Source organism: Streptomyces chrestomyceticus JCM 4735 (assembly GCF_003865135.1).
GTDB classification, from domain to species: domain Bacteria; phylum Actinomycetota; class Actinomycetes; order Streptomycetales; family Streptomycetaceae; genus Streptomyces; species Streptomyces chrestomyceticus.
In genome coordinates this window covers 1,065,107-1,084,614 of the sequence record NZ_BHZC01000001.1, presented here as the reverse complement: position 1 = coordinate 1,084,614, position 19,508 = coordinate 1,065,107, and the positions used below count along the sequence as shown (strand labels likewise).

The 19,508-nt window shown below is 70.6% G+C and carries 12 protein-coding genes and 1 pseudogene; 9 read left to right on the top strand and 4 right to left on the bottom strand.

The genetic code is table 11. The annotated features are described in order from the left end of the window. Window positions 1-44 precede the first annotated feature (44 nt). Window positions 45-1,307 carry a serine hydrolase domain-containing protein gene (locus EJG53_RS04390; RefSeq protein WP_125043685.1) on the bottom strand — a complete coding sequence of 421 codons (1,263 nt, stop codon included), beginning with the start codon at window positions 1,305-1,307 and terminating at the stop codon, window positions 45-47. A 211-nt stretch (window positions 1,308-1,518) separates the two neighbouring features. Between EJG53_RS04390 and EJG53_RS04385 the strand changes: the two genes are divergently transcribed. The 4 genes from EJG53_RS04385 (at window position 1,519) to EJG53_RS04370 (ending at window position 6,465) form a co-directional block, all read left to right on the top strand. After that, a complete protein-coding gene (locus EJG53_RS04385) occupies window positions 1,519-3,144 on the top strand; it encodes an amidase (RefSeq protein WP_125043684.1) in 1,626 nt (541 codons plus the stop codon). A 342-nt stretch (window positions 3,145-3,486) separates the two neighbouring features. Continuing rightward, window positions 3,487-4,065 carry a GNAT family N-acetyltransferase gene (locus tag EJG53_RS04380; protein WP_244954973.1) on the top strand — a complete coding sequence of 193 codons (579 nt, stop codon included), beginning with the start codon at window positions 3,487-3,489 and terminating at the stop codon, window positions 4,063-4,065. A gap of 109 nt (window positions 4,066-4,174) precedes the next feature. Continuing rightward, a complete protein-coding gene (locus EJG53_RS04375; RefSeq protein ID WP_125043683.1) occupies window positions 4,175-4,735 on the top strand; it encodes a DinB family protein in 561 nt (186 codons plus the stop codon). Window positions 4,736-4,863: 128 nt separating this feature from the next. Beyond that, window positions 4,864-6,465, top strand: coding sequence for a PLL family lectin (locus EJG53_RS04370; protein WP_125043682.1), 1,602 nt, complete (start codon window positions 4,864-4,866; stop codon window positions 6,463-6,465). A gap of 67 nt (window positions 6,466-6,532) precedes the next feature. Here EJG53_RS04370 and EJG53_RS04365 read toward each other — a convergent pair whose 3' ends face one another. Beyond that, window positions 6,533-9,712: an ATP-binding protein gene (locus EJG53_RS04365; RefSeq protein WP_125043681.1), complete on the bottom strand. Its 3,180-nt coding sequence runs from the start codon at window positions 9,710-9,712 to the stop codon at window positions 6,533-6,535. 335 nt (window positions 9,713-10,047) lie between these two features. Here EJG53_RS04365 and EJG53_RS04360 point away from each other — a divergent pair, with 335 nt between their 5' ends. Next, on the top strand, window positions 10,048-11,211 hold the full coding sequence (locus EJG53_RS04360) for an FAD-dependent oxidoreductase (RefSeq protein WP_125043680.1): 1,164 nt from the start codon (window positions 10,048-10,050) through the stop codon (window positions 11,209-11,211). Here EJG53_RS04360 and sigJ read toward each other — a convergent pair. Then, window positions 11,206-12,171, bottom strand: coding sequence for an RNA polymerase sigma factor SigJ (gene sigJ, locus EJG53_RS04355; RefSeq protein WP_125043679.1), 966 nt, complete (start codon window positions 12,169-12,171; stop codon window positions 11,206-11,208). The two genes, EJG53_RS04360 and sigJ, sit on opposite strands and share 6 nt — an antisense overlap. A gap of 107 nt (window positions 12,172-12,278) precedes the next feature. Between sigJ and EJG53_RS04350 the strand changes: the two genes are divergently transcribed. Beyond that, window positions 12,279-12,680 (top strand): hypothetical protein, encoded by a 402-nt coding sequence (locus EJG53_RS04350; RefSeq protein WP_167515051.1) that lies wholly within the window; start codon window positions 12,279-12,281, stop codon window positions 12,678-12,680. Window positions 12,681-12,984: 304 nt separating this feature from the next. Continuing rightward, window positions 12,985-13,500, top strand: coding sequence for an SMI1/KNR4 family protein (locus EJG53_RS04345; protein WP_244954972.1), 516 nt, complete (start codon window positions 12,985-12,987; stop codon window positions 13,498-13,500). 63 nt (window positions 13,501-13,563) lie between these two features. Here EJG53_RS04345 and EJG53_RS04340 read toward each other — a convergent pair. Next, window positions 13,564-13,920, bottom strand: a pseudogene (locus EJG53_RS04340) (pyridine nucleotide-disulfide oxidoreductase); the annotation flags it as partial. A 248-nt stretch (window positions 13,921-14,168) separates the two neighbouring features. On the opposite strand from EJG53_RS04340, the gene EJG53_RS04335 reads away from it, so the two are divergent. After that, a protein-coding gene (locus tag EJG53_RS04335; RefSeq protein WP_125043678.1) for an IS5 family transposase occupies window positions 14,169-14,983 on the top strand; the annotation gives its coding sequence in 2 pieces (ribosomal slippage) (window positions 14,169-14,511 and window positions 14,511-14,983; 816 coding nt in all). A gap of 624 nt (window positions 14,984-15,607) precedes the next feature. Then, window positions 15,608-19,396, top strand: coding sequence for a LamG-like jellyroll fold domain-containing protein (locus tag EJG53_RS04330; protein ID WP_167515050.1), 3,789 nt, complete (start codon window positions 15,608-15,610; stop codon window positions 19,394-19,396). Window positions 19,397-19,508: the final 112 nt, after the last annotated feature.

The following is a 19,508-nucleotide window of genomic DNA, read 5'->3' as shown; positions in this document are numbered from 1 at the left end:
GGGTGCGGTCACCACTCCGGAAGCGGGCGCCGGACCGGGGCCGGTCATGAGGTCTCCTTGAGCTGGTGGTCGCCGGTGGGAGCGCAGAAGGCGGTCTCAGCGGTCGCCCGGTAATCGGCTTCGGCCTGTTCGGTGCTGGGCACCGCGGTCAGGGCGAGCGCGATGCTCCGGCCGCCGGGGCCGACAGCGCCCAGCGCGCGGTGTCCGCCGGGCACCGTCCCGCCGTGCCCCCACCACCAGCCGCCGCACTCCAGCGGCGAGGCGATCAGCCCGAGTCCGTACCGGGCGCCGGGCCACAGCCGGCCCGGGTCGGCGGGCACGGTGCGCTTCATCTCGGCGAGCTGGCGCGCGGGCAGCAGCTTCCCGCCGAACAGGGCGCGGAAGAACCGGTTCACGTCGGCGGGCGTGGAGACCAGGGCGCCGCCGGCGCCGCCGAAGGTCATGTTCCACTCGGTGCCGTCGGCCAGCGGTGCGTCCGGCTCGTCGGTGGCGGAGAAGTAACTGTGCGAGTGCGAACCGCGGATGCGCGTACTGTCGCCGGGCCAGTAGGTGTCGCCCAGGCCGAGCGGCCGGAGGATCCGGCGGGTCACTTCCGACTCGACCCCGTGCCCGGTGACCTTCTCGACGATGAGACCGGCGAGGAGGTAGTTGGTGGTCGAGTAGTGCCACTTCTTCTCGGGAGGCGGTATCTTCAGGGCGGTGGCGATCAGTTCGCGGGGTTCGGCGTGGCGGAACCGCCACTGCTCCACGGGAAGCTGGACGAGGGCCGCGGTGTAGTCGGGAAGGCCGCTGGTGTGCTGGAGCAACTGCCGTACGGTGATCGTGCGGCCGTCGTAGCCGTGGCCGTCGCCGCCGCGGATCAGTCCGGGCAGGTAGCGCTCGACCGGCGCGTCCAGTGCGATCCGGCCCTCCGCGACGAGCTGCAGGACGACCGTCGCGGTGAACGTCTTGGTCACGCTCCCGATCCTGAACCGGTCCTCGGCACGCATCGGGCGCCCGGTCTCCCGGTCGGCCACACCACGGGCGGTGTCCCACCGGCCGCAGCGCGGGTCGGTCAGTTCGGCGGCGACGCCCGGTATCCCGTGCCGGGTGACGAGCGTGTCCAGGGAGGCGGTGAGCGAACTGCGCGCTGCCGCGCAGGCGTCGGGGCTGGAGGGGCGTCCGGCGGTGTCCGCCGCGCCCGCGCCCGGCCCGCCCGTCCCGGCCGCCTCCGCGACCGGCGCGGCGAGGGCCAGGACGACCGACGCCGTCGCCAACAGCGCCGCACACCGCCCCGGCCGGCGCGTCCCGGCGGATGATCTCTTCATAAGGTTTTGTGGATGTCTCACACCGACAGACGCTAGAGGCACAGCCGTTCGTGCGCACTGCGGAAAACCCCCAAGTACCGGTGTACTCAACCCCCCTGTTCCGGCTGGATCGTGCCGCGTCGGCGCGCCACCTCAGGACCGGGACGGCCGGCGCGGGGAAGCGGAGCGAGGCCCTTGCGCCGCGAGCGCCCCGTGTAGTCGGCTGTCCCTCATGGTGAAGCGGAGAATTGCCACACTGATCGCCTTCCTGGTCACCGGCTCCCTGGCCACGGGCGTACCGGGCCCCCGCGCCGAAGCCGCCGGGCCCGGCACGGGCGGAGCGTCGCCGTCCGCAGGGGCGCCCGCCGGGTCGTCCGCGCTGCCGGGCATCGACCTCGACACCGTGACCATCCCGGAGTTGCAGACGCGGATGGCGGACGGCGCCCTGACCTCCTCGGCACTGACCCGGGCCTACCTGAACCGCATCAAGACCGTCGACCCCAAAATCAACGCGGTCCTGCGCACCGACCCCACCGCCCTGCGCCAGGCAGCCGCCAGCGACGCCAGACACCGGCGCGGCGACATCCTGGGGCCGCTGGACGGCATCCCCGTCCTCCTCAAGGACAACATCGACACCCGCGACATGCCCACCACGGCCGGATCGCTGGCCCTGGCCGGCAGTCCGCCGGACACCGACGCCGACCTGGTGACGCGGCTCCGGGAGGCGGGCGCGGTGATCCTCGGCAAGACCAACCTGTCGGAATGGGCGAACTTCCGCGCGACGAAGCCGACATCGGGCTGGTCGGCGGTCGGCGGGCAGGCCCACAACCCGTACGTACTGGACCGCAACCCGTGCGGCTCGTCCGCCGGATCGGCCGCCGCCCTCGCCGCGTCGCTGGCGCAGGTGGCGATCGGAACCGAGACGGACGGCTCCATCGTGTGCCCGGCGGGGATGACCGGTGTGGTCGGCCACAAACCCAGCCTCGGCCTGGTCAGCGGCTCCGGCGTCGTACCGATCTCCGCCGAGCAGGACACCGCGGGGCCCATGGCACGCAACGTCACCGACGCGGCGCTCACCCTCTCGGTGCTCAGCGGCGGGGCCACCGGGAGCCGGCCGGACGCCGCCCGCGCTCTCGCGGAGGCGGCGGAGCGGCACCCCGGTTCGCTGCGCGGCAAACGGATCGGACTGTGGCGGCTGCCGTCGCTCGGCGCCGAGGTGGACGCCGTGATGTCCCGTACGGCGGCACAGTTGCGCAAGGCCGGGGCGCAGGTGGTCGAGGTGACGCCGCCGTACCAGAAGCGGCTCGCCGAGCTGGAGTTCCCCGCCCTGCTGAGCGAGTTCCACCGGGACATCGACGCCTACCTCGCCACCCGCAAGGGCCCGCGCAACCTCGCCGAACTGATCGAGTTCAACCGCGCCCACCCGGCCGAACGCACCTGCTTCGCCGGGCAGGAACTGTTCGAACAGGCCCTCGTCGCACCGCCCACCACCGATCCGGGATACCGGGCGATGCGCGCCGAACTGAAGGACCTCTCCCAGCGGTCCATCGACGAGACCCTGGCCGCCCACCGCCTGGACGCCATCGCCGCGCCGACGAACCCGCCCGCGTGGACGACCGACTGCGCGCGGGGCGACAACGACGTGATCCCGTCGTCCACCCCCGCGGCCGTGGCCGGCTACCCCTCGCTGTCCGTCCCCGCCGGTTCTGTGGGCGAACTGCCCGTCGGCGTACTCCTGACGGCCGGAAACCACCAGGACGCCAAGCTGCTGGCCCTGGGAGCGGCGGTGGAACACCGTCTGAACGCCTGGCGGGCGCCGCGCTACCTGCCGACACTGGGCGACGGCGGCTCCCGGTGACATCGCGCTCCCACTGCCCGCGCTTCCCGGTCACGACCGCCGTGACCGTGGGGTACGGGTAGCCCCGCACCTCTCGTCGCCTCATGGGGGCGGCGACGGAAGCGAACCGCGAACCGGCGCTCAGACCTCCGGGAACGACGGCACCTCGTCCATCGCCCGCAGCAGTCTCCGCGCCGGTTCGGCCTCCTCCACGCACTGCCTCCTCCCTCCTCCCGCGCTCCCGCGTCCCGCCCCTGGCCTGATGCCGACCTAACGGACAGCTAACGCTCACCTGGCGGTAGCCGGAAGAGCGGGACAGGACACGCCGGGCGTCGAGTGGTGCCGGAACGGTACGGTAAGCACGTGGCGTCAACACACAGCAGGTCAGCGAGGGGTGAGGTGGCGGAGGCCATCACCTGTCGGGTGGCGGAGAGCGAGAGCGACCGGTCCGCCGTCATCAAGGGCGAGTTCACCTCCGACACCGCTTTCGAGGTCGTCCGCTCCGAAGACGGGTTCACTCTTCGGCCAGTGCCGCTGGACCCACCGGTGCACAAGGTGTTCCCCGACGACGAGCCGGAGAACGACGAGGTTTCGGACGGCGAGCGCCGGTTCGTCGCGCTGGACGGTGATCGCGTGTGCGGCTATGTGGACACCGCGTACGAGCCCTGGAACCGGCGGCTGACCATCGCCGACATCGAGGTGGCCGGGCCGTACCAGGGCCGGGGGATCGGCCGCAGGCTGATGGAGCTCGCCGTCGAACGGGCCCGGGAGTGCGGCGCCGGGCACGTATGGCTGGAAGTCACGAACATCAACGGCCCGGCCGTCCGCGCCTACCAGCGGATGGGATTCGGCTTCTGCGGCCTGGACACGACGCTGTACGACGGCACCGCGTCCGAGGGGGAGACGGCGCTGTTCATGAGTTTCCCTCTCGGTCAGTCCTAGCCCGAGCCACGCCAGGTTCCGGCCCGGCCCATCGCCGGTGCGTACCGCGGCGGAGTTCTGATCGACCGGACACTGGCGAGCCCGGCCCGCGCAGCCGACCATGGTACGCATGACTGACCAACCCGCACGATGGACCCGGGCAACCACCTACCCCGACATGTGGGTCGATCCGGACGACGACCCCCGCGACACCGAGGGCGCCGCCCCGGAGGGCGAGCTCGCGACGTTGCAGGATTTCCTGACGAACTACCGGACCACCCTCCGTATGAAGTGCGAGGGCCTGGACGCGGAGCAACTGGCCCGCCGGTCGGTACCACCGTCGACGATGTCCCTGCTCGGCCTGGTCCGGCACCTCGCCGAGGTGGAACGGGACTGGCGCAACTGGATCAGCGACGGCGACCCGCTGCCGAAGCTGTACGGCGCGCGCGACGCGGACTTCGACAAGGCCGCCGCCGAACAGGCCCAGGTCGACGCCGCCTACCGCGACCTGGAGCGCGAACAGGCCGCCACCGACGCCGCGCTGGCCGGCCACCCGGACCTGGGCGAGCGCCTGGGCAAGGACCGCATCTCGGTCCGGGAGCTGCTGGTGCACCGGATCGAGGAGTACGCCCGCCATTGCGGGCACGCCGACCTGTTGCGCGAGCGCATCGACGGACGAGTGGGCCAGTAGCCCCGCGTCGCGCCGGAGAACCGTTTTTCCCCGCGCCGCGTGATCGCTTCTGGCATCCGCCGGTTCCCGTCACGCGCCATAAGGGCAGAGCCGCCTCACCGGGAGGTGGCCGGACCCGGGGAGCCCTCATGGCACCGACCGCGCCCGACTTCGGTCCCCGCATCGACCCGTACGCACCGTACGACCCGCAGCGCGACTGCGACCCCACGGCCAAACCCGGCGTCACCGGCTTCCGCGATCTGGTCCTCGCCGCCTACGCGGGCACCCGGGACCTGGGCATCAGCCGGTCCTGCGGCACCGGCGGACAGAGCGAGCACAAGGAAGGCCGGGCCTGGGACTGGGGCGTCGAAGTCAACGGCCAGGCCCACTTGGCCGACGACTTGATCAACTGGCTGCACGCCACCGACCGGCACGGCAACCCCCACGCACTGGCCCGCCGCTTCGGCATCATGTACATGATCTGGAACCGCCGCATCTGGATGGCGAACCGCCCCGACGCCGGCTGGCAGCCGTACCGGGGCAGCAACCCCCACACCAACCACATCCACTTCAGCTTCTCCTGGCCCGGCGCCCGCAAGGAGACGACCTGGTGGACGGGCGCGGCTCCCCGGGCGACCGGCCGGGTGAGCGTGGGCATCCCGTCGGTGGTGGACACCGGTTCGGGGATGGTGATCTTCGGGATGGACGCGTCGGGCGGGATCACGCACCGGTGGCAGAGCGCCCCCGGGGGCGCGTGGTCGGGGTGGACGGGACTGGGGCGCCCGGGGAGCCGGGCGGTGGGGCGACCGTGGGCTCTGGTGGGGCGTTACGGCAAGCTGGTTGTCTTCGTGCGGGGGGACGACGGTGTGCTGTGGCACACGTGGCAGTCGGAGGCGGGGGAGTGGGCGCCTGATTGGGTGGCGCTGGGTGGACGGTTGGCGAGTGACCCGGCGGTGGTTCTGAGTCCGAACGGTGCGTTGTCGGTGTTCGCCCGGGACGCTGGTGGGCGTGTCACTCATACCTGGCAGCGGGGCCCGGAGCAGGGGTATGCGTGGCATGACCGGTGGGTGGACATGGAGGGTTCGGTCCGCGGGCGGCCTGTGGTTCTGGTGGGGCGGGACGGTGGGATGGTGCTGTTCGCGCGCGGCGCCGATGACGGGCTGCATCATCGTTGGCAGACGGGTGTCGGGGGACCGTGGTCGGCGTGGGGGCCGTTGCACGGTCGTCTGGCGGGGGACCCGGCGGTGGTTCTGAGTCCGAACGGTGCGTTGTCGGTGTTCGCCCGCGACGCTGGTGGGCGTGTCACTCATACCTGGCAACGGGGCCCGGAGCACGGGCACGCGTGGAACGACCGGTGGGTGGACATGGAAGGGTCCGTGCGCGGGCGTCCCACGGTTCTGGTCGGGCGGGACGGTGGAATGGTGCTGTTCGCACGCGGCACGGACGACGGTCTGCATCACCGCTGGCAGACGGGTACGGGCGGGCCATGGTCGGCGTGGACGCCGCTCCACGGCCGCCTGAGCAACGACCCCGCCGTCGTCCTCAATCCGCACGGTTCTCTCTCCGTCTTCGGACGGGGCCCAGACGGCCGTGTCACCCACACCTGGCAACGCGGACCCGAACAGGGACACGCCTGGAACGCCACCTGGGTCGACATGGAAGGCAACCTGTCCGACGATCCGCCGGAGGCCGACACCAAGACCGGCCCCGACTCCGGTACCGCACCCCTCCCCGCCTCGGCAACGGCCTAGGCATCCGCCAACTCCGCCGTACGGTCGTCCCGCGCACACGGGGGTGCGGGACGGCCGTACGGCGGCCTCACAGGCGCCAGCGGGTCTCGTCGGCCGGTGCGTAGCGGCACAGCGCGCCGGTCGAGACGGATGCCTGGAGGTGGGCGGCGAGTTCGGGGTGGTGTGGTGCCAGGCGGCGCAGACTGTCGCGGATGCGGGCGGTCACGTTCTTGCGGGCGCGGTCGGTCTCGTCGCCCAGGCGGCGGGGACGCCCGGCGAGCCCGGCGGCGTTGCGGAGTTCGGTGAGGAGGGCCTCCCGCTCGCGGTCGTAGGCCGCGGCCGTACGGTCGTCGCCGCCGGCGGCTGCCCTGTCGATCTCGTCGTCGAGCACTTCCAGGCGCCGCCGGTAACGGGACTTCGCCTCGTCGTCCAGGACCGCGTCACTTCCGAGGGCGGCCGCCGCCGCGGCCATGGGCGCGCTGTCCGGGTACAGCAGGCGCGTGGCCGGGACGTCCTGGCCGGGGCGGCCGAGCAGGGTGTGCAGGTCTGCCAGTCCCTTGGCATCGGGTACGTGGACGGTCCGGCCTGCGTAGCGGAGACGCCATACGGTGCCGTGGCGTACGAACTCCCGCTCCGCCGCGACGGGTTGAGCGGGCGAGGTGAGGGAGCGGAGGAGGTCGCGGGACTGGTCGGCGATGTGGGGCATGCCCAGTTCGCGGGCCTCGGTCTCGGTGTCGCGCAGCAGCGCGGTGGCTTGGGCCTCGTCGTCGGGGCCCGCGCGGGCGAGCAGGACGCGGGCCAGTTCCGTACGGGCGCGTACCGACCAGGGGCGGCCGTGGAGCCGGTCGGCGGACTGCCGGGCCGCGGTGAGGTCCCGTACCGCTGCTTCCCATCGCTCCTCGGCGGCATGCAGCAGGCCCGACCACAGCGCTGCCGGGCCGCTGATGTCCCAGCCGAACAGGGAGACCAGCCACTGCCCCCGGTACGGCTCCAACGCGGCGTGCGCCTGTCGGCAGCGCGCCGGGTCCCGGGACGCCGCCGCGCTCTGCGCCAGCAGCCGGACCCGCAGCGGGGCGATGCCGCGTTCCAGGACGCTGTCGCCGGGCGGGCCCTCCCCGGGCCACGGCACCGCTCCGGTCGAGGCGGCGCCCTGTTCCAGTGCGGTGATGCCCGCCAGTACGTGGGTGTACAGCGGGTCCTGCCCCGGTGTCGCGTGGTGGGCCCGTTCCGCTTCCGGGAAGCTGCCCTGGAGGAGGGACAGGGCCCAGCGGTGGTGGCCGATGAAGTACTGGTAATAGTTGGCGTGGGTGCCGCTGAGAGCCAGGGTCCGGGCGAGCAGGTCGTCGGCCTCGGGGAAGCGGCCCATGAACGCGTGCACGACGCTGCGGTCGATGACCGAGATCATGCTGGTCCGGGGCAGTCCGCAGGCGTCCGCGCCGGCCACCATGGCGTAGAACTGCCGGAGGAACGCCGGGTCGTCCAGTTCGAGCAGGGCGACCCAGCGCATGGAGGCCGCCAGGTACTCCATCCAGACATCGGCCCGGCGGCGGGACACCTCCATCAACTCCCCGGCGACGTCCACCCGCTGTGCCGCCGTGCGCGGCTCCCACACCGCGTGCAGGCGTGCCCACAGTCCCAGGTGCAGGGCATCGTCGTCCCCGGCGGCGCGGGCGGCCGCCACGACACGGCGGGCCACCTCCTCCACCGGCCCCGCGCCACCGGGAGCACCGAGAGGGCCGGGCCCGTCGTCCGCGGGGCGAGCGCCGGGAACCAGTACGCGGTGGGCCTCGCGCAGCGCCCGGGACTTCAGCCCGGTGCCGTCGCCCCGGCTGTCCGCGCTGTGCAGCGTGAGGGCCACGCGGCCCACGAGCCCGGCGTCGCCCGTGCCGGACGCCAGCGTGGCGGCGTCCTCGTACACCAGCCAGGAACGCTCGTGCTCGCCGAGGAGCTGGAGTTCGGCACCGAGGTCGAGGGCGAGCAGCACATGGCGGTGCGGATCGCCGGTCCCGAGCCGTTCCAGCGCGCGCCGGTAGTGCCCCACCGCCTCCTCGCTCGCCAGCCTGCTCACCGCGTGCCGGGCCGCGGCCGTCAGGATGTCCACCGCCTCGCCGGCGTCGAGGTCCGGGCCGGCGAAGTAGGCGTGCCGGGCGAGGTCGGTCGGCCGTGCCCGGTCCCCGGCGCCGGCCGTGTCCCGCAGCGTACGTACGGCGGCGGCGTGCAGGTGGCGGCGCCGCTCCTCCGCCAGCCCGTCGTACAGGGACTCCCGTACCAGGTCGTGGGTGAAGACGTACGCGTCGCCCGCCGACGGCTCCAGCAGCCCGGCCGCGACCGTCTCCCCGAGCAGTCCGGCGGCGACCGGTTCCGGCGTCCCGGCCGTACGGGCCAGGGTTCCCCGCTCGAAGCGGCGGCCCAGCACGGCGGCGGCACCCAGCAGCCGTACGGTGGGCGCGCCGAGCAGCGCCAGCCGCCGGCGCACCACGGCACGGACCCCGGGCGCCACGGCGGTCACGGACTGGCCGGCGGACCACAGGCGGGCCGTCTCCTCCACGAAGTACGGATTGCCGCCGGTGCGTGCGCACACCTCGGCAGCCGTGGCCGCGTCGGGCCGGCTGCCCGCCGTACGGGCCACCAGCTCCTCGACCTGCGGCGGGGCCAGTCCCGTCAACGCGACGGTGGTGGCTCTCGCCGCCAGCCGGGGCAGCAGCGGCCGCAGGGGGTGATCGGGCCGCTGCACCTCCACGTCGCGGTACGTGCCGATCACGAGCAGCCGCTCGAACCAGGCGTGCTGCGCGGTGAACTCCAGCAGGTTCAGCGACGCGGCGTCCGCCCAGTGCAGATCCTCCAGCACCACGGTCACCGGGCGGCTCCGCGACATGACGGTCAGCAGGGTGGTCACCGCGTCGAACAGCTCGAAGCGCAGCGCGTCCCCGGCGCCCGTGCCCTCACCCAGCAGGACGGAGAGCGCTCCTCCCGCGGCCGTCGCCGCCGCCCCCCACTCCCCGGCGGCCGAGCCGCGCCGCAAGCTCCGCACCGCCTGCGTCCACGGCCAGAAGCCGGGGGTGCCGTCCGAGTCCCAGCAGGCCCCGTGCACCACCAGCAGGTCGCCGTGCTCCCGCGCCTCGTCCACCGCGCCGCGCACCAAGGACGTCTTGCCGATGCCGGCCTCGCCCGTGACCAGCACCAGCCCACCGTGACTGGCCCGCGCCCGCTCCAGGCGGGCTCGCAGCATCCGTACGCTGTGTTCCCGCCCGATCAGCGCGGTCTCCATGGGGCCGTCCTTCCGGGCGCGGGCTCGTGGGTCACGGTCGGCGGCCCTGGCTCGGGGTACGTCCCTGTCCGGGCGGTTGGGCGCCGTGCCGTCCCTGCCTTGATAGCCGCAGGCCGGGAGGGCGCGCGGCGTTACGGAGCGAAGTCACCTTCCCGAGTGCACGGGTTCCCAGGTGTGCCTTCGGGCTGTGCGTTGTCGGTCACCTGTCAGGGAACTGTCGGGGCCTGACGAAGCCTGTCGGCCCGGTGCCCGCGCCTTGTCGGCGGAGCCCGGCACCCTTCCGGTGATCCTGCCGGATGCCCGTCCGGCAGGCACGCCACACGCAAGGAATCACCATGACCCCTCATGTCACGATCATCGGCGCCGGCCTCGGCGGCCTCACCCTCGCCCGCGTCCTGCACGTCCACGGCATCCCGGCCACGGTCTACGAGGCGGAATCCGCACCGACGGCCCGCGCCCAGGGCGGGATGCTCGACATCCACGACTACAACGGCCAGCCGGCCCTCCAGGCCGCGGGCCTGACCGACGCGTTCCGAGCTCTCGTCCTGGAAGGCCGCCAGGCGATACGGATTCTCGACCGGGACGGGAGCACCCTGTTCGACAAGGCCGACGACGGTGCGGGCGGGCGCCCCGAGGTGCAGCGCGGCGAGCTGCGGCAGATCCTGCTCGACTCGCTGCCGGCCGGCACCGTCCGGTGGGGCCACAAGGTCAGCAGCGCCCGTGCCCTCGGCGGGGGCCGCCACGAGGTGACCTTCGCCGACGGCTCCACCGTCGCCACGAGCCTGCTGGTCGGCGCGGACGGCGCCTGGTCGCGCGTACGGCCGCTGCTCTCCGACGCCACCCCCGAGTACACCGGCCGGTCCTTCGTCGAGACCTACCTGTACGACAGCGACAGCCGCCACCCGGCCACCGCGAAGGCGGTCGGCGGCGGCTCGCTGTTCGTCCTCGCGCCGGGCAAGGGCATCCAGGCGCACCGCGAGCGGGGCGGCACCCTGCACACCTATGTGGCGCTCACCGAGCCGCTGGACTGGTTCGCCGCCGTCGACTTCACCGACGCCGCCGCGGCCGCCGCGCGGATCGCGCGCGAATTCGACGGCTGGGCGCCCGAACTCACCGCGCTGATCACCGACGGCGACACCGCACCGGTCCTGCGCCCCCTTTACGCCCTGCCGATCGGCCACCGGTGGGACCGGGTGCCGGGCGTGACCCTGCTCGGCGACGCCGCCCACCTCTCGGCTCCGAACGGCGAGGGCGCCAACCTGGCCATGTACGACGGCGCCGAACTCGGCAAGGCGCTCGCCGCCCACCCCGACGACATCGAGACCGCTCTCACCACGTACGAACAGGCCATGTTCCCCCGCGCCACCGAAGCCGCCGTCGACGGCACCCGGCTCCACGCCTTCCTCTTCGGCGACGACGCGCCCCACAGCCTCGTCACCGCGTTCATCGAGGACGAGCGGGAAGAGCGGGAAAAGCAGGAGGAGCGGCAGAACTCATGAGCCGCCAGGCGCACGGGATCCGGCCGACCACAGCCGGCCCTCCCGCGCCCACGGCCGCAGTTTCTCCGGGTTGCGGACCGCCCAGATCCGGGTGACCCGCCCGCCGGACACGTCGAACGCGGCCACGGTCACGACCACACCGGCCCGCCGGGCGACCAGGCCCGGCACACCGTTGACCGACCGCTCCAGAAGTTCGAGCCCGGGAGCCTGGTCCGCGACGGCCACCATGTACCGGGCGATGCGCGCCCCGCCCTCGACCGGGCGCGGAACGGCGCCGGCCAGGCCGCCGCCGTCGGCGGTCAGCACGGCGGCCGGGTCGAGAAGACCGACGAGGGCCGCGATGTCCTTGGCCTCCCACGCCTCTCTGACCTGCCTCAGCACCTCCGCCCGCCCGGCCGCCGAGGACACCGGAGCGGGGGCCTCACCCACCCGCCGCCGGGCGGAGGCCGCCAACTGCTTGCAGGCCGCGGGGGTACGGCCGAGAACGCCGGCGATCTCGGCGAACGGATACCGGAAGACGTCGTGCAGGACGAACGCCACCCGCTCGGCGGGCGTCATCGCCTCCAGGACGACGAGGAAGGCCATGGCCACCGACTCGTCCAGCACGATCAGGTCGGCGGGATCCGCACCGTCGGCCGGACCACCGCCCGCCCGGCCCCACTCGGCACGGTCGGGCAGCGGCTCGGGCAGCCATGTACCGACATAGCGTTCACGACGGGCCCGCGCCGAGCCGAGCAGGTCCAGACAGATACGGCTGGTCACCGTCGTCAGCCAGGCACCGGGGACCCGGATCTCCGCCCGCCGGCTCCGCGGCAGCCCGTACCAGCGCCCGTAGGCATCCTGTACGGCGTCCTCGGCCTCGGTCACCGAACCCAGCAGCCGATAGGCGACATTGATCAACTGACGGCGCTCCTCGGCCGTCCCCTCCCCGCCGGTTCCGGCCGTACCGACACTCCCCATGCTCCCGGCCGCCCCCTCGCCTTACCTTTCGCAGGCCCACGTCGTCGGGCTGGTGAGACCTTATCGGCCCTGCCGCCCAGGGACGGACGGGAAAAGAGGACTGTGACATGACCACAAAGGCGACGACGACGGCGACAACGACAACGGATACGGCTACGGCGAACACACCGCGCCGCTCCTCGTTCCTCCAGATCGCGATGGCCCTCCAGACCCTGACCCTCTTCCTTCAGGCAGCCTCCGCCGGGCTGTTGCTGACCTCGCCCTTCGGAGCGACGCTGCACAGTGCCGGAGCCCGTGTGATGTACGGGGCGTCGATCTTCTGCGTCCTCGCGGCGGTGCTGGCCTGGAAGCCGGGCGGCGGACCGGCCCGGCCGATCTGGCACGCGTCAGGCTTCCTCGTACTCGCCTCGTCCCAGGTCGTACTCGGCATCGCGCACGTCCCGTCGGTCCATGTCCCGCTGGGGGTCCTGATGTTCGGCCTGAGTGTGCTGGCGTTGGCCCGGCGCTGAGACGCGCCGGCTGTGGTCCGGCTGCTGGAGCTGCCGGATCTCGCGTACGGCGGAACGTCCGGTGTGGTTGGCGCCGATGGTGCCGGCGGAGGGAAGTGGTTACGGGGCCCCGCGCCTTTTCAGCGCCGGGCCCGCCCACCGGCCGGAACTCCCTAATCCGGTGTTGCCGGGCATGCATCGGTTGCGATGTGGCTGGGCCATGGAAAGCCACCGACCTGGATCGACATGACGAAGCGGGTGAACAGTAGTCTTTCTGCCCAGGGGCAGTTCCGGGAGGATCGTGCTGTGGACAACAGGGGTGGCGGTGTCTGACTGGTCGGCGCTTTTTGCGGAGATGGAAACGGCCAAGCGTAGGGTGATGGCCAGTGACCGAGAGGGGCTGTGGCGTCATGAGTCACGTAAGCCTCCGGCCGCGCCGGAACGGATCGCGGAGATCACCGCGGAGACACGTTGCCCCGTGGACCCTGAGTATGCCGAGTTCCTGCTGCATGCGGACGGCTGGCCGGCCGTCCTGCAGGACATCGACCTGTTCGGGACGGCGGACTTCGGCAGTGCCGCCTATGCCCAGGCCCAGGAACTCGTGCGTGTGGCCGAGGAGGAAGGGATTGTCGAGCGAGAAAGTGGCTCAGCCCGTCTGATTCCCATGGGTGCGTCACGGACCGACATCGACATACTCGTCATGCCGTGGGCGACAGAACTCGTGCGGCCGGCCCCGGTCATCTGGCTCGCAGGTGGAGAAATCGAAAGGTACCGAACCTTCTCGGAATTCTTCCGAGGGATGATCGCCGAGAACCATGCCGAGGCGGACTCTTTGGCGTGAGCTCCCCGAGGTTCGCCTGCTGTCCTTGGCAATAGCAGCAGAAGGCCCCGCCAGGGGGCGCATTCATGCGGCGGTGCTGAGGTCCGTCCGGAGGAGCTGCCGGATGTCGCGTACGGCGGTGCGGCCGGCGCGGTTGGCGCCGATGGTGCTGGCGGAGGGGCCGTAGCCGACGAGGTGGACCCGGGGGTCCCGGACGGCGCGGGTTCCGTCCAGGCGGATGCCGCCGCCGGGCTCGCGCAGCCGGAGGGGCGCCAGGTGGTCGACGGCGGCGCGGAACCCGGTGGCGTACAGGACGGTGTCCGCCTCGACGGTGCGGCCGTCGGACCAGACCGCGCCGGTCTCGGTGAGGCGGTCGAACGGCGGCAGCCGTTCCAGTACGCCGCGTTCGCGCGCCTGCCGCATGGCCTCGGTCATCGGCAGGTCCCGGGCCACCCCGACAAGCGGCGGCACATCCTCACCCGCGCACGCCAGAACAATCCGAGCCCGCAGGGCCACCGCCTGGGCTGATGTCGCACGGCGCGTCCACCGCTCCAACACCGCCCGCTCCTCATCGCAGAGCAGCAACGGCTCCAGCTTCGGGCCCCGATGAGGAACTGACGCTCCAGCAGCGGAAGTCACACAACAACTAAGACGGTGTCCTACATGGCGAGTTGGGGTATTTCGCCTTTATGGGGAGTGGGCGTTGGGACTGGATTGTTCCGGACGGGTTGTGGGAGATCGCGGAGCCGTTGCTGCCTGCCGCGAGAGTGCGGCCGCAGGGTGGTGGAGTGGCGAACATCGATGATGAGGCGGTCTTCGCGGCGATCGTCTATGTGCTGGTCAGCGGGTGTGCCTGGCGGGCACTGCCACCGTGCTTCGGTGCATCGAAGTCGACCGTGCACCGCCGCTTCGTCATCTGGTCCCGGGCCGGTCTCTGGGGCCGGCTGCACCACAAGGTCCTCCAGCTCCTGGACGCGCGGGGCCTGGTGGACCTGTCCAGGGCGGTCCTCGACTCCGCCTGCGTCCGCGCCAAAAAGGGGGCGAACTTGCAGGTCCGTCACCCGTGGACCGGGGTAAGCCCGGTTCCAGGATGCACGTCCTGTCCGATGCGGCGGGACTGCCCCTACGGGTCGGAATCTCCGCGGCCGGCACCCTCGACAGCCTCGCGCTGAAGCCGATGCTGTCCCCTTTCCCCATGGGACACGAACCCCACGCAGACCAGTCCAAGCCCCGGCGTCTGCACGCGGACACGGCATACGACATCCCCCACCTGCGGCGATGGCTCCGGGGCCAGCGCATCGGTGTCCGCATCGCCCGCAAAGGCATCGACTCCAGCGAACGCCTGGGGCGTCGCAGGTGGGTGATCGAGAGGACGATGTCGTGGCTGACCGGCTACCGCCGGCTCAACCCACGCTATGAACGCCATGCACGCAACTACCTGGCCTTCCTCGGCCTCGCCGCCGCCCTCTGCTGCTACAAACGGCTCCTCAACCTCACCATGTAGGACACCGTCTTAGCTGACTGATAGTCCACTGCCTGTGCCAGGTACTGCTTTCACCCTCTTTGAGTGAGGGGGTGCTCGGTGGAGTGGCGCTCGTGCGGACTCCAGCCGCCCGAAAAACGCTCCGGGCCAGCCCAATTCTCCGCCTTCTTTGTGGAGTTGTCGACCTGCATGATGCCGTCGTTGTCGGCAGCGAGTTCACCTGAGCCGATGACGTATTTCCCTCCTCCATGAGCGAGTTGAGTGTCCCGGCAGTCGCGGCGTAGGTAAGGGGCCCTTCGTATGACCAAGTTGGACATGTTCCGCCGACGCTCATGACGACGACCACCGTGGGCGGACGTTGCTCATCGAGCGATGTCCCGCGGCGACCGCCCGCGCGAACCCCACCCCGCCGGACGGAGCACCTCGGTGGAAGGCCGAGCCCGCGCCGACCCGAAGATCGACTTGGGGTGGCCTTTAGGCAGACTTGACACTCCATTGCCAAATGGAATATATGTTCGGTGCGCGCCGATGGCATTGGGGGCCGTGGCAGGGGGGATCGGCACAAGTGCGCCGTGACGTGCGCCCAGCCTCAGCATGCTCGAAACCATTGTGGTGCGGGCATGTCTGACCGTTGGGAGTTCGTGTATGAAATGGCGTGACACCTTTGGCCGGCCGGTAACCGTGACGCTGGCAGCGTCGGTTGCGATGTCTGTCTGGATCGGCGGGCCGATGGCCGCAATGGCGCAGGCAGCGCCTGCGGATGGCTCGGCTTCGCTCGTGGAGGATTTCGCCTACCCTGACCGGGACAAGCTGCTGGCCGAGAAGGGCCTGAAGCTGGTATCGGGTGACGGCAATATCACGCTGGCCGACTGCAAAAGTGACGGCAGTCTGGTGCGTATCAACAGCCGCACCAGCGGGGACGTGTGCTTTGCCGTCTCCGGAGCCACGGGCTATCTGTCCATGGAGATCGAGCGGGCCTACCTCGCCAAGTCCGATGACGGCGATGTCGTGGCGACTGTCCGCACCGAAGACCCCCGAACCAATGCCTCGAAGGTCGAAAAAGTCGACCTGGAACCCGGCAAGTGGAAGTCCGTCGGTGAGGGACTCGATCCCAAACTTTCCGCCACTCTGCTGGAACTCAACGTCGGCCAGGGGAAGCCCGGACCGGCCCTGTCCGGTGATTCCACACGCCCGTGGCTGGCCCGCGTCACGGTGAACCAGCCGGGCCACAAGGACGGTCGGAGCTGCAGCGCGGCCCTGGTCGACAGCAGTTGGATACTCACAGCAGCCAGCTGTATCGGTGGACCCGCCGCGAAGTCGCCCCTCGGCGAAGGGGCGCCGATGGACAGCGTCACGGCGACCTTCGCCGGAAAGGCTCCGGTGAAGGTCAACTACCTGGTGCCGCGGAACGACCGCGATGTCGTGCTGGCCCGATTGGCCACCCCGGTCACCGGCATCACCCCCGCCACGCTCACCAGCAGTGCTCCCGCTGACGGGGCCGCACTGGAGGCCGCTGGGTACGGCCGCTCCGACACCACCTGGGTGCCCCGTAACCCCCACGCGAGCAAGACGACGCAGGCCAAGGCCACTGACACCGAGGTGGAGCTGACCGGCGGCCGCATGTGCAAGGGTGACGCCGGTGGGCCGGTCGTCGATGGCGGCGGTCGCATCACAGCAGTGCAGAGCCGTGCCGGCCAAGCAGGCTGCCTGGGGCAGCCCGGCGAGGGCAAGACCGCGACCGCGGCTCGGACCGACAACATCACCGAATGGCTCGACGCAGGTGTCTCCAGCCGCAAGGACCGGTTCAGCCTGGATGAGAGAGCTGGTTCGCGGCGTGTGTCGGGAGGCGCTTCCAGGGAGTTCGTCGCGGAGTTGGGCGGCGGTGCCGAGTTGGGTGCCGTGGGGAAGTCCGGTTCCGCGTTGCGTCTGAACGGGTCGTCGGGGTTTGCGGCGACGGCCGGTCCGGTGGTGGATACGACGAAGTCGTTTTCGGTGTCGGCGTGGGTCAAGCTGGACAACAAAGACAGAAACTACACGTTCTTGTCGCAGGCCGGTGACCGTGCCAGTGGTTTCCAGATCTACTACTCGCAGCACTACGACAAGTGGCTCTTCAACCGTCACGCCTCTGACGCGGACGACACGAAGATCGTCCGTGCGATGAGCAAGGACGTGGCGAAGGCGGGTGAGTGGACGCACCTGACGGGTTCGTACGATGTGGGCACCCAGACGCTGTCGTTGTTTGTGAACGGCAAGCTCCAAGAGTCGGTGAAGTTCACGACGCCGTGGCGGGCCAAGGGCGGGTTGCAGTTGGGTCGGCTCTTTTACAAGGGAGCCTGGCAGGAGAACGCGCACGGTCTGATCGATGAGGTGCGCGTGGTGCAGTCACCGGTGGCCGAGACCGAGGTGGCGGCCATGTCCCGCGGCGAAATGCCCACCTACCTCAAGGAGCTCGCTTCCTTTTCTTTGGATGAGGGTGTTGGTTCGGGGCGTGTGTCGGGGGGTGTTCCGGGGGAGTTCGTCGCGGAGTTGGGCGGCGGTGCCGAGTTGGGTGCCGTGGGGAAGTCCGGTTCCGCGTTGCGTCTGAACGGGTCGTCGGGGTTTGCGGCGACGGCCGGTCCGGTGGTGGATACGACGAAGTCGTTTTCGGTGTCGGCGTGGGTCAGGCTGGAGGACAAGGATAGGAATTATACGTTCTTGTCGCAGGCCGGTGACCGTGCCAGTGGTTTTCAGGTGTATTACTCGAAGGCTTATGACAAGTGGGTCTTCAACCGTCATGCTTCTGATGCGGATGACACGAAGATTGTCCGTGCGATGAGCAAGGATGTGGCGAAGGCGGGTGAGTGGACGCATCTGGCGGGTTCGTATGATGCGGCCGAGCAGACGTTGTCGTTGTTTGTGGACGGCACGTTGCAGGAGTCGGTGAAGTTCGCGTCGCCGTGGCGGGCCGCGGGTGGTCTGCAGTTGGGCCGGCTCTTTTACAAGGGGGCGTGGCAGGAGTATGCGCACGGTCTGATTGATGAGGTGCGCACGCTGCAGTCGCCGGTGGCCGAGGGTGATGTGGCGGCCATGGCGCGCGGTGAGGTGCCTGCGGGGGCGCAGGAGTTGGCGTCTTTTGGCCTGGATGAGGGTCGGGGGGCGGTGCGTGCCGGCGGCGGCAAGGGTGCGGGTGCGGTGGCCTCGGTGGTCGGGGCCGGTGCTGAGCTGGGGGTTGCGGGCAAGGCCGGTACGGCGCTGCATCTGGACGGGGCGTCGGGGTTTGCGGCGACGGCCGGTCCGGTGGTGGACACGGCGAAGTCGTTCTCGGTGTCGGCATGGGTCAAGCTGGACAACAAGGACAGCAATTACACGTTTTTGTCGCAGGCCGGTGACCACGCCAGCGGTTTCCAGATCTACTACTCCAAGACCTATGACAAGTGGGTCTTCAACCGTCACACCGCCGATACCGACGACACGAAAATCGTCCGCGCCATGAGCAAGAACACGGCCCGTGCGGGTGTGTGGACGAATGTGACCGGTGTGTACGACGCAACAGCCAAGAAGATCCAGCTATTCGTGAACGGTGAGCTGCAGGAATCGGTCGATTTCACGTCTCCGTGGCAGGCCAAGGGTGGCCTGCAGATCGGCCGGCTCTTCTACAAGAGCTCCTGGCAGGAGAACGCAGCCGGCACCGTCGACGACATCCGCATCTCGGGGGAAGGCCCCACTGCCCACTGCTCTCCGACACAAACGGTCGGGCACCGCGGCGCTCCCCAGCTCGCGCCGGAGAACACCGTCGCGTCCCTGGAGGCGGCGGTCGATCACGGCGCGGACTGGGTGGAAACGGATGTGCAGTTCACCAAGGACGGCCAGCCCGTCATCATGCACGACGACACCGTGGAGAGGACGACCGACGGCAAAGGACGCGTCGATCAGCTCACGGCTGAGGAAATCGCCAAGCTGACTGTGAAGGGCGGCGGACGCGTTCCCACGCTCGAACAGGTACTGGCCTCGCCCAAGGTCAGGTCCGCGCGGCTCCTCCTGGAATTCAAGGGGCCCCAGCCATCGGCCGACCTTGACCGGGCACTCGGGCTCGTCGTCGAAGCCGGCATGGCCGAGCGCACCATGGTGCAGTCGTTCGACGAGGGTATCGTGCGCCACACAGCCGCCTCTCCCCACACATTCAAGGTCGCGCTACTGCGCTCCAAGCTCGACGCGGACCCCGTGGCGACCGCCCGCGCATTCAATCTCAGCGCCTACGCAGTGAGCTTCAAGGGGCTCTCGGCCCGGCCGGGCGTAGTGAAGCAGCTCAGGGCGGCCGGTGTCGGGACGTTCGTCTGGACGGTCGACCGTGAAAGCGACTGGAAGTCGGCCACGTCGTGGGGGATCGACGGAATGATCACCAACCGTCCGGACGAGTTCCTCAAGTGGCGGCAGGGCTACTGCGCCGCCAAGTGATTCCTCGGCACATTCTCCGGCAGGCAGGAATTCTTGGCCGGCCTGTCGGGTCCTGAAGGCACCTCAGCCCTCTCAATGGGTTAAAGGAGAAGACATTGGCAAGCAGATACAG

What these genes read in the sequence shown, in the direction of transcription:
- EJG53_RS04390 (WP_125043685.1), bottom strand. Translation starts at nt 1,307, where the DNA reads ATGAAGAGATCATCCGCCGGGACGCGCCGGCCGGGGCGGTGTGCGGCG.
- EJG53_RS04385 (WP_125043684.1), top strand. Translation starts at nt 1,519, where the DNA reads ATGGTGAAGCGGAGAATTGCCACACTGATCGCCTTCCTGGTCACCGGC.
- EJG53_RS04375 (WP_125043683.1), top strand. Translation starts at nt 4,175, where the DNA reads ATGACTGACCAACCCGCACGATGGACCCGGGCAACCACCTACCCCGAC.
- EJG53_RS04370 (WP_125043682.1), top strand. Translation starts at nt 4,864, where the DNA reads ATGGCACCGACCGCGCCCGACTTCGGTCCCCGCATCGACCCGTACGCA.
- EJG53_RS04365 (WP_125043681.1), bottom strand. Translation starts at nt 9,712, where the DNA reads ATGGAGACCGCGCTGATCGGGCGGGAACACAGCGTACGGATGCTGCGA.
- EJG53_RS04360 (WP_125043680.1), top strand. Translation starts at nt 10,048, where the DNA reads ATGACCCCTCATGTCACGATCATCGGCGCCGGCCTCGGCGGCCTCACC.
- sigJ (WP_125043679.1), bottom strand. Translation starts at nt 12,171, where the DNA reads ATGGGGAGTGTCGGTACGGCCGGAACCGGCGGGGAGGGGACGGCCGAG.
- EJG53_RS04350 (WP_167515051.1), top strand. Translation starts at nt 12,279, where the DNA reads ATGACCACAAAGGCGACGACGACGGCGACAACGACAACGGATACGGCT.
- EJG53_RS04330 (WP_167515050.1), top strand. Translation starts at nt 15,608, where the DNA reads ATGAAATGGCGTGACACCTTTGGCCGGCCGGTAACCGTGACGCTGGCA.